The sequence below is a fragment of the Arthrobacter sp. PAMC 25486 genome (assembly GCF_000785535.1).
Lineage (GTDB): Bacteria > Actinomycetota > Actinomycetes > Actinomycetales > Micrococcaceae > Specibacter.
Genome location: NZ_CP007595.1, coordinates 3,491,240 through 3,507,193 on the forward strand (window position 1 = coordinate 3,491,240; position 15,954 = coordinate 3,507,193).

A 15,954-nucleotide genomic window follows, 5' to 3' on the forward strand; every position below is an offset into this window, starting at 1 on the left:
GCGACACGTCCTAGGCCTGGGCAGACTGCGGATCATTGGGTGACGTTGCGGGAGAGTGATTGATAGATACCGGTGTGGTCAAGCTGGCCGTTTCCTTCTTTGACCATGTCGTTGAACAACGAGGCAGTCGCATTTGTGACTGGAAGATTCAACCCCTGATAATTGGCTGCGTCGATGATGAAACGAAGGTCTTTGAGCTGGTTGCTGGCACTTCCGCCTCCAGAGAAGTCTTCGCTAATCCATCGATGGCCCTTTTGCCGGAGAACTTGTGAATCGGCCAGCCCGCCGCGGAGCAGTTCTTGCATGACGGCTAGGTCCAGTCCGCTGGCGCGCGCGAGCAGCATTGCTTCCGATACGGCGGTGATAGTGGCGGCAACGACGATTTGGTTGCAGGCTTTGGCTAATGCACCGGAACCGCTTGGGCCCATATATCGGACGGTGGTTCCCATCAGTTCAAAGATCGGCCACAGTGACAGAGCCGTTGATTCTTCACCGCCCACCATGATGCTGAGAGAACCATTTTCGGCGCCAGCGATTCCTCCGCTGACTGGAGCATCAAGCACCCGCACTCCGTGCTCGCGGAGCATTCGCTCAGCAAATATCCCCACGGCGGTTGGTGAGACGGTTCCATGGACCACCAAGACCGGATTGGCGACGCCTCGAGCTTTCCACCCGGCAAGTAGTCCTTCAGGACCGGAAACCAGGTCTTCGACGTGGCGAAGGTCGGGAAGGACCGTCAGAACAATTTCGCGGGCGGCTTCGCTGGGGGAGGTAGCAGGCGTCGCCCCCAGCGATTGTAGTTCCATGGCCTTGCTGGGCGTCCGGTTCCACACAACAATGCCCGGATGTTGGATCAGCAGCCGCTTTGCCATGGGCATGCCCATGGGGCCCAGCCCAAGGACGGTAATCGAATCTGATGTCGGCAGTGTCATTGGTTGTTTCCTGTCGCCCGAGGCGAGACTCGGAATATGGAGGGCTGCAAGGCAGTGCAAGGCACATGCTCCAGCCAATTAGTTAACTAAAGTTAATCGGTTACACTTTTCTATCACAGTCCTTGTGTGGTGTAAATGACACCCCTCCGCCGAATGGTTTGCGTCTTAAAGATCTGCGTTCCCGGCAGACCAGCGGACCAGGGCTGTGTGCGGTTTCAGCAACCCGGCGCAGAGGCCGGGTTCAACAGAAAAGGAAATAACATGGCATCAACAATTGTGGTGACAGCAGAATTCACGCCAGCGCCCGGCCGTCTTCTGGACCTCAAGGACGCGCTAGTGGCCGCCATCCCGGCCGTGCATGCGGAAGAGGGCTGCCTCTTGTACGCCATTCACGATGCCCCTGACGGGCGGATCGTGATGATTGAAAAATGGGCGTCTGTCGAGCTGCTCGACCAGCATGCGGGAGGGGAGGCTGTGGCCAGTCTTGATGCTTCCATCGAAGGTCTGATTGCCGTCCCGGTTCGTGTGGAGCGCATGACGGCGATCGCTGCCGGCACGTCTGCCCAAGGGCGGCTCTAGGGATTCAGTCCATGGCCGCGGGGCCACCGTCAAGTCTGATGGTCCCGCGAAAAATGGATCCTCAGTATTGTTTGGGGTGCGTCACGCTGGAGCGTTCAACGAGTTCTGCCTGTACCTTGACCAGCGTTGGCGTCGAAGACGATTTTCCAGTTGCGTTGGCCAGTGCCAGCTGAACTGAATGGCTGGAAAGCCTGTCGATGGGCTGCTGGATAATCGTCAACGGGGACTCCATTAATTCCGTCCATGGAGAATCCTCAAACACGATCAGTGACAGATCCGAAGGCACCGAGATTCCTGAGTGAATGATCCGCTGCAGGACATTTGTCACCTGCGCAGTGTTCGCCACCACCAGAGCGGTGGGTGGTCGTTCCAGGTTCAGCAGTGCCGTTGCTGCGTCACCGCCGCCAGTGCCCCTGAATGAGGCCGTTCTGATCAGTTGTTCGTCAACGGTTATGCCCGATTCCTTCAACGCCTGGCGATACCCGGCAATCCTGTCACGACCAGTGGTGGTCGTGGCCGGACCGGAGATGATGGCCACCCTGCTGTGGCCGTGGGCTACGAGATTTGCCGTGGCGGCGTGGGCCGATGTGAAGTTGTCAATGCTCACGACATCGACATTGGGCAGCTCGGGAATGGACCTGTCAACAAACACGACGCCGGTGCCCATCTCGCGCAGTTTGGCCCACATTTCCAGGTTTCCACCAGACGGAGTGGCAATGATGCCGCTGACCCGGCGTTCGATCAGGGTTGCCAGCCGCTCCGCCTCCAGCCTGTCATCCTCCTGTGTTGTCATGAGCAGGACCTGGATGCCGCGGGCGTGCGCTTCCTGCACCACCCGGTCGGCAAGGCGCGCGAAAAACGGGTTGGAGACATCGGCGAGGAGGAGCCCCAGTGTTGTTGGTGGCCCATATTTCAGTTCCCTGGCCGCTGCGCGTGGGTGGTAGCCAAGCTTCTCCATGATGCCGGAAACCCTGTCGCGGGTGGCCGGAGCCACGGGCCCCGAGCCGGGGTTTAGCACCCGCGATACGACGGCGACGGACACTCCCGCCGCACTCGCCACATCTCGAATGGTTGGCTGCTTCTGCATGTACTCTCCTCATACGAATTCCTGCGATTACCCCAACACGCCCATGAGTATGTTTTCACCCTAGGGTATTGACCTTGCCCATCAACTGTGAAATAACAGTGTAACCGGTTCCATTTAGTTTACTTCGGTTTGGCATCAACAGGTGCAGCACCCGGAAACCAAGCGGCACACCCCAGCCGCCTACACGGAACGTAACGTTTTCTCTCCAGCCCTGCAGTTCCTCCACACTTGGACGGACCCTTGCACTGCTGGTCACCCACATCCTTTGAAAGGCAGCCATGAATCTGCACAAGCTCCTCACCGAACGCGAAGCACAAGACAACCCCATCCGCGTAGGACTGATCGGTGCCGGCCGTTACGGCACCATGTACCTGGCCCAGGCCCGCAACATTCCGGGTATCCATGTTGTTGCCATCGCAGACATCAACACCGAACGGGCCAAAGGCGCCCTGAAGCTTGTTGACTGGCCGGAATCGGCATTCGCCGAAGACATCGCTGGAGCCTTGGCAACACGGTCCACCACCATTTTGGGGGATGCCGCGGAGCTCTTCGAGGCAGATCTTGACGTGATCGTGGAAGCCACCGGAAACCCGATCATCGGCATCAACCACGCATTGCGGGCCATCGAAAGCAAAAAGCACATCATCATGGTGACCGTCGAGGCCGACGCCCTGGCCGGCCCCGCCCTGGCCAAGCGCGCCGAGGCGGCCGGCGTCGTCTACTCGCTGGCCTACGGCGACCAGCCAGCCCTGATCTGGGAATTGGTCGACTGGGCACGCACCTCAGGGTTTGATGTTGTTTGCGCCGGCAAGGGAGCCAAGTACCTCTCCCATTACCACCAGATGAACCCGGACAACGTATGGGAAAACTGGGAGTTCTCCAAGGAACTCACAGAATCCGGCCAGCTCAATCCCTACATGCACACCTCATTCCGTGACGGCACCAAGGCGGCCATTGAAATGGCGGCAGTTGCCAATGCTGCCGGTCTGCGCCCGTCCGACGAGGGCCTGACGTTCACCCCCGGTGACGTCGAGCAGATCGCCACCATCTGCCGCCCGGCCGAGGACGGTGGAGTGCTGAGCAACGCAGGCAGCGTGGACGTCATGTCTAGCGTGACCCGCGACGGCGACTGGATCCCCCACAACACCCAGGAGGGCGTCTTCGTTGTCGTCAAGGCAACTAACGACTACGTCTCCGGCTGCTTCCAGGAATACCCCTGGCACCCGGACCCCTCAGGCCAGTACGCGGCCCTCTATCGTCCGTACCACTACGTCGGACTGGAACTTAACGTATCCATTACCAATGCAGTGCTGCGTGGCGTGGCCACCGGCGCCCCTGAAGGCTTCTACGCCGACGTTGTTGCCTGCGCCAAGAAGAGCTTGAAGGCTGGAGAAATTCTCGACGGCGAGGGCGGCTTCACCGTTTGGGGCAAGCTCATCTCGGCCGAGAAGTCTGTCCGCGACGGCGCCCTGCCCGTGGCCATGGCCCACCACGTCAAGCTGCTCAACGACATCCCCGAGGGCGGCATCGTGCGGTGGGAGGACGTAGTCATCGACGAATCCTTGAACGAGGCCATCCAGCTCCGCCGCGAGACGGAGGCGCTCGCCCTCGACACGGTACCGGCGTCATGATTAGCAGACGCGCATTGTTGGGTGCCGCCGCCTCCAGCCTGGCGCTGGCAGGGTGCAGCAGCGGCCCGAAAATTGACCCCAACCGTCCTGCCTCTGCCGGAGGAAACCTAAAGTTCGGGAGCTGGCAGTGGCTCGAGCCCGGCCGCGGCGAAGCGATGTGGAAAGCCGCCCAGGCCTACCAAAAGGCAAACCCCTCCGGGGTCCTTGCACAGAGCACGACGCCGTTTCTCTCCTACGCCGACAAACTCAACACCGAGATTGGCGGCAAGCAAGGGCCAGACCTGTTCGTGGTCCAAGATGTGAACTTCTACCCGCTGGCCGATGCTGGCATCCTGGCACCGCTCACGAGCGTGGTGAGCGGGCACACGGGGAATCCCTTCAACCACACCGTTGAGTCCGGCGTCGTGAATGGGGCCCAGTACGGCATCACCTGGGAACGGTTGAACTGGAACTTTTTCTGGAACAAGAACATCCTCAAAACTGCCGGCGTCACCCCTCCCGAAAACGTCACCGAGCTGATCACGGCATCCGAGCAGATTCGCCAGGCAACGGGACTGGACGGTTTTGGAGTCAGGCATCAGATGACCGAGTTCGATTCGTGGTTCATGGACTTTGACGTATGGACCTACGGATTCGGAGGCGCCTGGTCGGACGGTTCCCAGCCCACCATTGACTCGGCAGAAAACATTGCCGGCGTTGAGGCTTTTGGGGATGTCTACCGTTCCGGCGCCATGCCGATCGGAGACGACGCGTCGACCATGCGCACCAAGTTTCGTGAGGGGCGCCTGGGCATGATGATCGACGTCTCTTCCACGGTTGCCGGCATTTTGAGGGCTTCCGATGTCATGAAATCCGAAGACATCGGGTTCGCAGACCGGATTCCCCTGCCCAAGCCCTCCGCGCACCAGGAGATCATCCTGGCCGTCAATGGCTACGGAAAGAACAAGAACCTGGCCGTGGACTTTGTTGGGTGGATTGGTTCTGACACAGGCCAGCAGGCCCTGCGGGACGCCATGGGGCCCTCGACCTTGGCCACCGACGTGCCATTTTCCGCGGAGTACGACCAAGCCAACCCGTGGGCCAAGTCGTTCATTGATTTGGCTTCCGAGTCACGCAGCCCTCTCATCAGGGGCTACGAGGCTCAGACCAAATCCATCATGCGTGAAGTCATGACACAGGTGGAACGGTATCTCGTCGATGGCGGCAGCGCCGCGAAGGCTCTCTCGACGGCCCAGACACAAGTAACTCAGCTGTTGGGCTGAGCCAAGCAAAGGTAAAGGATCAGGGCAATGACGCTCAGAACTGCAGTCTCCCCGCCACGGGCGCGGGAGAGCCAACTCCAGGACGCACCGTCCAAACACTACAAATGGCGGAAGATCGCGCCGTTCATCTACATCGGACCAGCTGTGGCCTATCTCCTGGTCTTCATGGTCATCCCCGTCGTCCAGGGCATCCAGCTCAGCTTCACCAAGACACCGCTGGTCAAGCCCGACGGCGGCACGGCAGTGGGGCTCGACAACTACACCCGCCTGCTCAGCAGCTCCCACTTTTACAACTCACTGTGGGCAACGATTGTGTACACGGCGGCCACCGTCATCTTTGCAGTGCTGATTGGTGTCGGGGCGGCTCTTCTGCTCAACCGCGCATTCAAGGGCCGGACCATCGCCCGGGCCATCATCACCTTCCCTTGGGCTGTACCGACAGTGGCCACGGCCCTGATCTTCAGCTGGATCTTCAACCGCTCGGACGGCGTGCTCAACCAGGTCGTCGGAGTCTTTGGGATTGGTCAGCAGGGGTGGCTCGTTGACCCTAAATACGGAATGGCCGCCGTCGTGCTTGCCTCCGTGTGGAAGGTCATGCCGCTGGTGATGCTGGTGGTCCTGGCATCCCTGCAGTCAGTTCCGGGCGAACTGTATGAGGCGACCCGGGTTGATGGGGCCAGCGCCTTCGATGCCTTCAAGGCTGTCACGTGGCCGCATATCGCTCCGACGGTCCGTGTTGTTGCACTGCTGATGACCATTTGGTCTATCCGCCGCTTTGAGATCATCTACCTGCTGACCGGTGGTGGGCCGGTGGACAGCACTAACACGCTAGTGGTCAACGTGTACCGCCAGGCCTTCAGCAACCAGGAATTGGGCCGCGCCGCGGCCATCGGAACGCTCGGCTTGGTCCTGTCCCTGCTGATCACTGTTCTGTACTTCATGTTGGAGCGGCGCAGTGCCGCAAAGGAGGCCTAAGCAATGAGCATCAAGGAAATCTTGCCTGCCGGCGAGTTGGAAAATGCCCCTCACAGCCGACGGTTGAAGGCACCCGGCAAGCGCAGCATCAGCAAGCCCCTGCGGATTGCACTGCTCGTCGCCCTTGTCGTATTCTCAGGCTTCCCACTCTTCTGGATGCTGAACACTGCACTGAGCACGGACTCCGAACTGTATGGCCAAGCTCAGAGTTGGTGGCCGCACTGGGAGCGACTGGTCAACTTTGGGGAACTTCTGGGCGGTGTGCCGATCATGAAATGGCTGGCCAACTCGCTGGTCATTGCCACCGGAACCACCGTGCTGTCCCTCATTTTTGCGGTGCTTGCAGGCTATGCACTGTCGCGGTTCAAGTTCCATGGCAAGGGCGTGGCCGGATTCCTGCTCTTTGCCACGCAAATGCTGCCCGAAGCCCTGCTTGTTGTGCCGATCTACTCGTTGTTTGCCTCCATGGGCCTCCTGAACGGCATGGGCGGGCTGGTGCTCGCCAACGTGGCCTTCACCATGCCCGTCAGCGTGTGGATCATCAAGGGGGCCATCGACTCCATTCCCTACGAGATTGAGGAAGCGGCCGCAGTGGATGGCTGCCCGAAGTTCACCGTGCTCTCCATGGTGCTGACCCCGCTGATCCTGCCCAGCATTGCTGCTGCGGCCGTGATCAACTTCTTCGACGGCTGGAATGAATTCCTCTTTGCCAAGACCTTCATTGCCGAACGGGACCTCTGGCCGGCATCCGTGGGGCTTTCGTCTTTCATCGGCCAGTATCTGACGTCACTGAATTCGGTGATGGCCGCGGCACTGCTCTTCACCCTGCCGGCCTTGGTGTTCTTCCTCCTCGTCCAGCGCCACATCGTCTCAGGCCTCACGGCCGGTTCAGTTAAGGGTTGATCATGACAACGCTTTCACTACGGAATATCAGCAAGAAATTCGGCGACACCGAGGTCATCAATGACTTCAATGCCGACATTGACGCCGGCGAGTTCCTGGTCCTGCTCGGTGCTTCTGGTTCAGGGAAGTCAACACTGCTGCGCATCATTGCCGGGCTGACGGAGGCCACCTCTGGCGACGTCGTCTTCGACAACCTGCGCGTGAACCGGCAGAGCCCCCGGGAACGGGACATCGCCTTTGTCTTCCAGTCATATGCGCTGTACCCGCACCTGAACGTGAAGGAAAACATCGGGTTCCCGCTTGTGTTGGACAAGTTCAAGGCATGGCACCACATTCCCGGCATCAACATGCTGGCCCGGCGCATCTTTGCCAAATCGAGAGACGTCGTGGAGAAAGTGGACAGCGTCGCGACCATGCTAGGGCTTGACGACTACGCCAAACGCAAGCCTGGCGGGCTCTCCGGAGGGCAGCGCCAACGCGTTGCCCTCGCCAGGGCCCTCGTGCGGGACCCCTCCATGTTCCTGCTGGATGAGCCGCTGTCCAATCTGGACGCCAAGTTGCGGACGGAACTGCGCACTGAAATCGTCAGGCTGCATGAACTCACGGGCAAAACATTTGTCTATGTCACCCACGACCAGGTGGAGGCCATGACCATGGCAACCCAGGTTGCCATTTTGCACAATGGTGTTGTCCAGCAGCACGCAACACCGCAGGAAATCTTCGAGCATCCGGCCAACACTTATGTGGCCCGCTTCATTGGAAGCCCGCCGATGAACCTGATGAAGGCAACTGTGACTGACGGTATGCTGCGCGTTGGCAAGGTCCAGTTTGCAGCCCCCGCGTGGCTGGCAGACGGCAAGGTAACGTTTGGCCTGCGACCGGAGCATATGACGATCTCATCCGACGGCGTCGGACCGGGGCTGCCCGGCAAAGTGCGCAGGATCGAGGATCTGGGTGCGGACACCTTGATTGGCGTATTGCCGGACCCCGATTTGGACCTGGACGCCTGGGACCTGAACCAGGATGAGCTGATCTGGGTGCGGCAGGACCACCAAACCCGCCTGATGATGGGTGATTCATGCCTGGTGTCGCTCAATCCGGACTTTGCCAGCTACTTCGACAAGGAAACAGGACACAATTTGGCCATGGTCAAAGAGTTGGTCTGAAGGGCTGATTCCTAGCGCACGAAGCGTGGCAGGCAACCCTGCATCTTGCCGGAGGAAGTGGTCCGGGGCCGGATCAGCAAGGACTCGAAAGAGCCATGCTGATCCGGCCCTGTTTTGTCGGGGCCGCATTTCCTGCACCAAGCGCGAAAAGAATCCAGTCTGGCGAGGCCATCGCGTCGTGCGAAGTTGTGATTGGAGCGCCTGCAGCGGCATTGGGGCACTTCAATTGGCACAATCCCGCCGTCACACACGTCGTTTAGCTCTCCACGCACCATGAACATCGTGAACCCTTCCTTCAGACGATGGGAGGTAACGATAGGAGTGCATGATGTTCCTGGCAGCGCCGGTGGATCCCGGCATCACACCCAACACAACTTTCCCGTTCCTTGAGTCGCTGAAGGAGATTGGCGGCGGCATCCTTGTCGGTGCCTTCATCATCATCGCGATCGTTGCCATTCTCGGTGCAGCGATGCTGCTGGCCGGCAAGTTGAGCCAGTCATCCCGGCTGGCCTCCGGCGGAGGCATGATCTTGCTCTGGACCGGACCGGTGGCCGCCATCCTCGGCGGCATCAACGGCTACATTCTCTGGTCGCAGACCGCGTTTCATCTCGGCTTTTAGGCACGCACCATGCTGCCCATGATCGAATGCCAAGCCAATGGGTGGTGGCCACCAGGGTGCGGACTCATCTCCCAAACCCAGGACGCCGCTACCCAAACCATCACGAACATGTTCGCGGGCATTCTGGAGAGCATGGCGTCATGGATGTGGTCGTTCATCTCAGGGGCATTTGGTGTCTCCGACCTTGGACCGTCTGACTGGACAGCCGTGAGCGGCATGACCAACTGGTGGATCGTGGTCATGATGACGCCGCTCGTGGTGGCCATGATCCTGCAGCTCCTGGGCGGAATGATCAGCCAGCAACCCCGCCGCATCGGACGGGCCGTCATCGCTGGCGGAATCGCCGTGCCAGTGGTCATCGGCGCTGTGGGTCTCATGCAGAAGCTCACTCAATTCACGGACTCGGCATCCACCGCAGTTCTTCAGACCCTGGGCTCAGATCCCTATGTCGTGTTCATGCGTCTTTTCGGATTCACTCGGGCACCGGCTGGTAGCGGGCGAGAATGGGACCTTATTTCAATGGTTACCCCAGGATCAGTTGGTGCAGGAGGCCCGTTGATCGTCACTGTCGCCGCCGTGGCGCTGGTCTGGGTTCTTGCGTTCGTCCTCATGTGCTCGATGATCTTCCGCTCCTTCGCGCTCTTGGTCCTCGCCGCGACAGCACCTGTCGCCATCATGCTCATGCCGTGGGAACACACAAAATCGTGGACTCGCCGCTGGTGTGAAACAGTCGTGGCGTTGTTGATCGCCAAGCCACTGGCAGCAACGGTGTTGGCTGTTGCAGTCAAGCTCTTTGCAGACTCAACATCATTCGCAGGACTGGCTTCCGGCGCCGTCGGCATGCTGCTGGCCTGTGCTGCACCGCTGATGGCGTTGCGGCTGGTGAGCTTTGCCGGTGGCGAGCTCGCAGCAGCTGCCCAAGTCGCCGGCGGCGGCCACGTCTTGTCTCGCGGCGGCAGTTTCGCGGCACGGCAAGTCAGCCGGCAGATGGGTGGCAAGCTTTCATTGGCCAGCTTGGGCTCGAACAAACCGGCCCTCGTCCAATCCAGTGCCGAACCCACCATCAAGGACCTTCAAACTGGTGGCAAGTCGAGCGGTCAGCAGATTGTGAAGAACGTCGCCGGCCAGCCGGTTCCCAGCGCAGGGAACCAACCCCCGGGGTCGGAAACCAAGACTTATGGGCAGCCGTACGTCAAACGCGCCGACACGCCGCATCGGGACCCCAGTGCCACGACCCCAAGTAGGCAGCAGACGCGAGGCGCTGAGCCGCAGAGAACTTCCGGCGGCACCGGATCTACACCTGCACCGCAGCAACAGCATGGCGCTGCTACGGGCACACAACGAGCCCCTGCCCCAGCCCCAAAGCCTGCGACACCGGCACCGGCTCCTAAACCTCAAACCCCCGCGGTAGCTAGACCAGCTCCACAAGCGCCGCCGCGACCCGTCCCAAGGCCACCAAGAATCATCCCGGAAAGGGAGAAAGATGTCTGAGAATACGCGCACATTGCAGTCGGTGAAGTTTGCCCGGTACGAACGCCATGGATTATTTATGGGGTTGCAGTGGTACCAGTTGGGGCTCGTCGCCGTTGGCGTGTTGGCAGGGACCATTGCCTCAGCAACGGGTGGACCGCCCGCACTGATTGTTACGATGCCGGTATGGCTGGGCGCCATCCTCTTCGGCGTGCTTCAGTACCAAATGATTCCTTATCCCGTCTGGGCCTACGCCGCGTCGGTCTTCCTGTGGCGCCAACAGCTGGGCCAGACCAAGTTCCTGGCCAAACCCGAACAGCCTCGGCTGGCGGGCCAGTTGGCCCTCCCCGGCGGGCTGGGCAGCCTTGAACTGCGGCAGACCAAGGAAGGTGCCGCGTTCGTCGTCGACCGTCAGGGCCATGAAGCGATGGCGGTCCTGCGCTGCACCACAACGTCTTTTGCCCTGCTGGACGATGACGACAAAGCCTACGCAGTTCAGGCATGGTCCCGGGTGCAAACAGCCATGGCGCAGCGGCCCGCCGTCGCACGATTGGCGATCCAGGACTACACCGTCCCGTACCCGTCCACTGCGCTGCGTGAATTCTATGACCGGGCCAAGGCGCCGACCCGCATCGAAGACGTACGTTGGGGCGACAAATCCTATCTTGACCTGATCGCCGAGGCAGGGTCGGCCATGGTCCACGAGCTCCTCGTTTGCCTGGTCATTGACACGGCCAAGGCCCGCCGGCGCATCCGAGACGCGGGAGGTTCCATGGCGGGGATGGAGCATGTGGTCACCTCTGAAGTCGAAGCACTAACCACGGGCCTCAAAACACATGGCGTCGACGTGGATGAGTGGTTACCTGGCAACAAGCTCACCGCCGTCATGCGGGGCGCCTTTGACCCGGATGCCGTCACCAGGCTCGCCGCAATGAAGCAGGGGACCGAAACTGCTCCACTGAGTGCAGGCCCCATGGCCGTGGAGGAACACTGGTCGTACTTGCGCACGGACTCCGGTTTTCACCAGACGTTTTGGATCGCCGAGTGGCCTCGCCAGCAGGTTTTCCCCGGATTCCTTCACCCTGTGGTCTATGTGGGCAACTTCCGGCACACGGTCACGGAAGTCATCCGAGCCATCCCCACTGAGCAAGCCCTGCGAGACATCCGTTCGGCACACGAGGCCCACGAGACTCGCCGACGCGTCAACGCCCGCTTTGACCGGCCCCTCACGCGCGAGCAACGAGCCGAGGAGGAAGAAGTCGCCCAGCGCGAGGACGAGATCGTTGCCGGTCACGGCGACATCCGCCCCGCCGCCTACGTCACCATCACCGCGGACACTCTCGATGACCTGGCCCGCCATCGGCAGGAACTCGAATCGGCGGCCGCCGGTGCCTTTGTTGAGCTGCGGTTGTTGGCCGGACAGCAGTGGCCGGCGTTCGTCGCCGGGGCGCTGCCACTGGGAAGGGGTTTGAAATGAGCAAGCACGCACAGCATGTCAGCTTTGTTCCGGCAGGGGAGTCCCGCTTTGAAAGGGATGCCCGACGGCGGAACGAACGTTCGCTGGCCAGCCCACCTCAGCCTTCCCTGTGGGAACGGATCGCCCACCCCATAGAAGATGGCGCCCCGTTGCGCTCGCAGGGTGACTGGGGGAAACGGGAACCGTCGTCGTTGCGTGGGCCGCACCGGCTGAGGCCTGCACCACACAGAGCTTCAACCATGACGTTTGCCGCGGCCTATCCCTTCTTGACGGAGTCGGGGCTGGGGCATGAAGGTACCTATATCGGTACGGATGTTTTCGGTTCCGGCGCGTTCTCGTACGATCCTTGGATTCTTTACGAGAAGGGTGTGATCAGTGGGCCCTCCATCGTGGTGATCGGGACGGTTGGTACGGGGAAGTCCATGTGTGGAAAGTCCTTGGTCGCCCGGTCGGTGACGCTGGGCCGCAAGGCCGCCGTGGCTTCCGATCCCAAGGGGGAGTGGGTTCCTGTAGCCGAAGCCTTGGGCGGGAAAGTCATTTCAGTGGGGCCTGGTAAACCGGCGAGGGTAAACCCGCTTGATGCCGGGCCACGGTCCCTGCTGCTCTCGGACGAACAGTGGCTGGCGGTGGTCCGGCAGCGACGCCGCCACCTGCTGGTTGCCCTGGTCTCATTGATGCGGCAAGGACAGCCCATGAGCCCGGTGGAACACACCGCGCTGGACATGGCGCTGACTGACGCGGTGGCGGCCAACAGCACACCGACTCTTCCCATGGTCCTGCAGTACCTGCTCAACCCGACCCCAGCAACAGTGGCACTGGTCGGACGTGACGGTGGGACCGGCGTCGGACATTCGCTGCGACGCACAGTGGCGGGTGACCTTGAAGGCATGTTCGATGCACCCTCGACCGTTGCCTTTGATGCGGACGCGCCCATCATGGTCATGGACACCTCCGCGCTGATCGGCGCCTCTGAACAGGCGCTGTCCCTGGCGGCCGCGTGCGGAGCCACATGGCTGGAAGCGGCCGTGACGAATCCCGACGGAGCCAAGCGGATTGTTGTTTACGACGAGGGCTGGCGGATGCTCGCGGACCCGTACATGCTCGCCAAGATGAGCGAGCAATGGCGGCTGGCGCGCACTTATGGGATCGCCAACCTGCTGATCATGCACAAGGTCGCCGACCTCAACGAGATTGGGGATGGCAGCAGCGGACTGCGGCAAAAGGCGCTGGGCCTGCTGACGGAGGCGGACACCCGGATCATCTACCGGCAAAAGCACGACGCCATGCGGCTGACCAAGGAGGCCCTGGGTCTTACCGAGGCCGAGTGCGAGCACGTCGAGAACCTGCCCAAGGGCATGGGGCTGTGGAAGGTCGGCAACCGCTCGTTCATTGTCGCCAACCGCATCACCACCGATGAGATGGCCGTTTTCGGCACTGACGAGGGGATGCGATGATGCGTCGCAGTTTCGATGACGGAAACCCGCTCCTGAACGCCGCCCTGATTGCTACTGCCGCCTATCTGGGATTCTGCTTCTTCGTGCAAAGTGCCGCAGCCGCCGTCGTCGGCTGGAGCTGCCACGTTGCCGCGTCCTGGACATTCAGCCCCTCCGCCGGCATCGGGCTGTTCGCAGGACAAATGAAGTGGATAGTGGATCCACCTGGCCAATGCGCCGTCAGCACCGGATCTGTGTGGTTGATCGTCGGTCCCGCGCTCGCCGTCCTGGTGATTCTTGTGGTGACCGGGTACTTCTTGTGGCGTGTGTGGCGGCAGTCCGGGTCTTGGCTAAGGAAAGACATTCTCAGTCGTGACGGTGTCGCGCGCCGGGCGGAGGTAGTGCGTGACTTTGGCGCGCGAGCCGTCGTGAAGAGAGGGAAGTTCACCCGCCCGGGACTGGCAAGGCCACGGATTGAGGAAGTCTCCTGGACCGTTGGCCGGTCCCGTGGCGTGACGGTCCATGTGTCCACGGAAGAATCCATGGTTATTCAGGGCGCGCCACGCTCCGGCAAGGGACTGTACGTGATCATCAACGCCATTCTGGACGCGCCCGGGGCGGTCGTCACGACCTCTACCAGGGCAGACAACTTGGTGGTGACCATGAAGGCGCGAGCCTCTGGCGGCCGGCCCGTAACCGTGTTTGACCCGCAGGGCATGTCTGGACTACCAACGACGCTGAGATGGTCGCCGGTCCGAGGCTGCGAAGACCCCGACATTGCCACCCGGCGGGCCCTCGTCATCACGGCCGATACGGAATTCAAGGGTGAGAACGCCGCGTGGCAAAAACGCGCCGTCATCGTCCTCCAGTGCCTGTTGCATGCGGCGGCACTGTCCGGTGACGGCGTGAGAGCTTTCCGGCGGTGGTCTTCAAGTCCGATATTGGCCAAGGAAGCGCTTGAGTATCTGGGGCAACCGGAGGCAGCACTTGGCTGGCAGGCTGACCTCCTAGGGATCATCGATGATGATCCCCGCAACACATCCAACTCGTGGATCGGTGTCAGCGCCGCCGTCGCGCCTTTGTCGTCACCGAAGGTCCTGGCGGCGCTTGACCCACATGGCGAGGCAGAACAGTTCGACCCGAAGGAATTCATTCGGCAACGAGGCACGCTGTACCTGATCGGCACAAAGTCGGGGGCCGCCGCGGCGGGCCCGTACCTCTCGGCCCTGATAGATGACATTGACTATGCAGCCAGGGAGATGGCCTTTGTCGCACCAGGCGGCCGACTGGATCCGCCGCTGTCCCTGATTCTGGACGAGATAGCGAATCTGTCGCCATGGCCAGGACTGCCGGTGGTGCTCTCTGACGGCGGCGGGATTGGCATTTCCACCATCGTGGTCCTCCAATCCCTGTCCCAGGCGCGTTCCGGGTGGTCCATTGACGAGGCAGCGACTATTTGGGATGCGGCAATCATCAAGGTCATCTTCGGCGGTGGGTCCGACGAACGGGACCTGCGTGCCTTGGCCGGGTTGATTGGCGAACGGAGTACCACAGTCAACACCCGTTCCTGGTCATCCCAGGGGCGGCAGGACGGCGAGCAGATCAGAGAATCGCCGGTCATCCCGCTGCACGAGATCCGAAGGCTTCCGGCGGGAACGGCAATCATGCTGGGCCGGCGCACCCGCCCAATCCTGCTGGACCTGACGGAATGGCACAAGCGCAAGGACGCCGCTCAGCTGGGCATCTCGAAGGAAGAAACAGAGCGCGAGCTCGCAGCAGGTCACCGGTTGCGGCAGGCAGCCGGACTGAATACCGATGTGGAAATTTGAGAGGAGACAACCATGGACGAGGAAGAGTCCTTTGAATACACGGTAGGCGGGGGAGCAGAAGATGAATTTGCCGCCATGCTGTTTGGCTCCACCGAGGGCAGACGGTCAGGCCGTATTCCTGTGACCTACCGGTGGCGGGACATGGACCCGCGCACAGCGGAAGCGGTATGGAAGCACTTGGGCCAGTGGGTCCAATGGCTCGTGGACACCTACCACCTGCCCACCTCCGTGATCCCAGACTGCTGGTGGAAGCACAGCGATATGGTCGCCGAGCTCTATGGGCTTCAGCGCGCCGAGCAGGCTTCCTACACCGAGGACGACGGCGGCTTCGGTCCCATCACGTTCCACGAGCGCCTGACGTCGAGCATTGAGCGCATGCGCGAACACACAAGGACGGCAGGATGTGTGGGGCTGCAGGCCCACAGGGTGCCCGGACGCCGGACGTTGCCGCCGGAGGGCCCTGGGCATCCCAACTGGACCCCGGATTCGGACGGCTGACGTATCAGCATGTTGTTCATGGTTCTGGGCACCATGAACTTGTATCCGGTGTGAAGCCACCAAACGGGTGATTGTGGAGGTAGTGAAAATGAG

The 15,954-nt window shown here is 61.2% G+C and carries 15 protein-coding genes; 12 read left to right on the plus strand and 3 right to left on the minus strand.

Annotation, left to right across the window (positions count from 1 at the left end):
- Positions 1-32: 32 nt before the first annotated feature.
- Complete coding sequence (locus tag art_RS15920; RefSeq protein WP_038466372.1) at positions 33-932, minus strand: NAD(P)-dependent oxidoreductase; 900 nt, start codon at positions 930-932, stop codon at positions 33-35.
- 261 nt (positions 933-1,193) lie between these two features.
- On the opposite strand from art_RS15920, the gene art_RS15925 reads away from it, so the two are divergent.
- On the plus strand, positions 1,194-1,511 hold the full coding sequence (locus art_RS15925) for a putative quinol monooxygenase (RefSeq protein WP_038466374.1): 318 nt from the start codon (positions 1,194-1,196) through the stop codon (positions 1,509-1,511).
- Positions 1,512-1,572: 61 nt separating this feature from the next.
- On the opposite strand, the gene art_RS15930 is transcribed toward art_RS15925, so the two are convergent.
- Together art_RS15930 and art_RS22540 are read right to left on the minus strand one after the other, a co-directional pair.
- Positions 1,573-2,598 carry a LacI family DNA-binding transcriptional regulator gene (locus art_RS15930; protein WP_038466377.1) on the minus strand — a complete coding sequence of 342 codons (1,026 nt, stop codon included), beginning with the start codon at positions 2,596-2,598 and terminating at the stop codon, positions 1,573-1,575.
- A gap of 55 nt (positions 2,599-2,653) precedes the next feature.
- Entirely contained in the window at positions 2,654-2,878 is a 225-nt protein-coding gene (locus tag art_RS22540) for a hypothetical protein (protein WP_162182064.1), read from the minus strand.
- Between art_RS22540 and art_RS15935 the strand changes: the two genes are divergently transcribed.
- The 11 genes from art_RS15935 to art_RS21175 all read left to right on the plus strand — a co-directional run bounded on the left by art_RS15935 (position 2,877) and on the right by art_RS21175 (position 15,861).
- Entirely contained in the window at positions 2,877-4,229 is a 1,353-nt protein-coding gene (locus tag art_RS15935; protein WP_038466379.1) for an NAD(P)H-dependent oxidoreductase, read from the plus strand. The two genes, art_RS22540 and art_RS15935, sit on opposite strands and share 2 nt — an antisense overlap.
- Positions 4,226-5,491 (plus strand): extracellular solute-binding protein, encoded by a 1,266-nt coding sequence (locus art_RS15940; protein WP_038466382.1) that lies wholly within the window; start codon positions 4,226-4,228, stop codon positions 5,489-5,491. The genes art_RS15935 and art_RS15940 overlap by 4 nt, the downstream gene beginning before the upstream one ends.
- A 27-nt stretch (positions 5,492-5,518) precedes the next feature.
- On the plus strand, positions 5,519-6,466 hold the full coding sequence (locus art_RS15945) for a carbohydrate ABC transporter permease (protein ID WP_082000351.1): 948 nt from the start codon (positions 5,519-5,521) through the stop codon (positions 6,464-6,466).
- 3 nt (positions 6,467-6,469) lie between these two features.
- Entirely contained in the window at positions 6,470-7,369 is a 900-nt protein-coding gene (locus art_RS15950) for a carbohydrate ABC transporter permease (RefSeq protein WP_082000352.1), read from the plus strand.
- Between the two features lie 2 nt (positions 7,370-7,371).
- Positions 7,372-8,535 (plus strand): ABC transporter ATP-binding protein, encoded by a 1,164-nt coding sequence (locus art_RS15955; protein WP_038466386.1) that lies wholly within the window; start codon positions 7,372-7,374, stop codon positions 8,533-8,535.
- A gap of 325 nt (positions 8,536-8,860) precedes the next feature.
- Positions 8,861-9,154 carry a hypothetical protein gene (locus art_RS15960; protein WP_157875298.1) on the plus strand — a complete coding sequence of 98 codons (294 nt, stop codon included), beginning with the start codon at positions 8,861-8,863 and terminating at the stop codon, positions 9,152-9,154.
- An 18-nt stretch (positions 9,155-9,172) separates the two neighbouring features.
- Positions 9,173-10,645 carry a type IV secretion system protein gene (locus tag art_RS15965; protein ID WP_162182065.1) on the plus strand — a complete coding sequence of 491 codons (1,473 nt, stop codon included), beginning with the start codon at positions 9,173-9,175 and terminating at the stop codon, positions 10,643-10,645.
- Complete coding sequence (locus art_RS15970) at positions 10,638-12,101, plus strand: SCO6880 family protein (protein WP_157875299.1); 1,464 nt, start codon at positions 10,638-10,640, stop codon at positions 12,099-12,101. Before art_RS15965 ends, art_RS15970 begins: the two co-directional genes overlap by 8 nt.
- Positions 12,098-13,555 (plus strand): hypothetical protein, encoded by a 1,458-nt coding sequence (locus art_RS15975; RefSeq protein ID WP_038466396.1) that lies wholly within the window; start codon positions 12,098-12,100, stop codon positions 13,553-13,555. Before art_RS15970 ends, art_RS15975 begins: the two co-directional genes overlap by 4 nt.
- Positions 13,552-15,363 carry a type IV secretory system conjugative DNA transfer family protein gene (locus art_RS15980; protein WP_052136652.1) on the plus strand — a complete coding sequence of 604 codons (1,812 nt, stop codon included), beginning with the start codon at positions 13,552-13,554 and terminating at the stop codon, positions 15,361-15,363. The genes art_RS15975 and art_RS15980 overlap by 4 nt, the downstream gene beginning before the upstream one ends.
- 12 nt (positions 15,364-15,375) lie before the next feature.
- A complete protein-coding gene (locus art_RS21175; protein ID WP_052136653.1) occupies positions 15,376-15,861 on the plus strand; it encodes a hypothetical protein in 486 nt (161 codons plus the stop codon).
- The last annotated feature ends 93 nt before the right edge of the window (positions 15,862-15,954 follow it).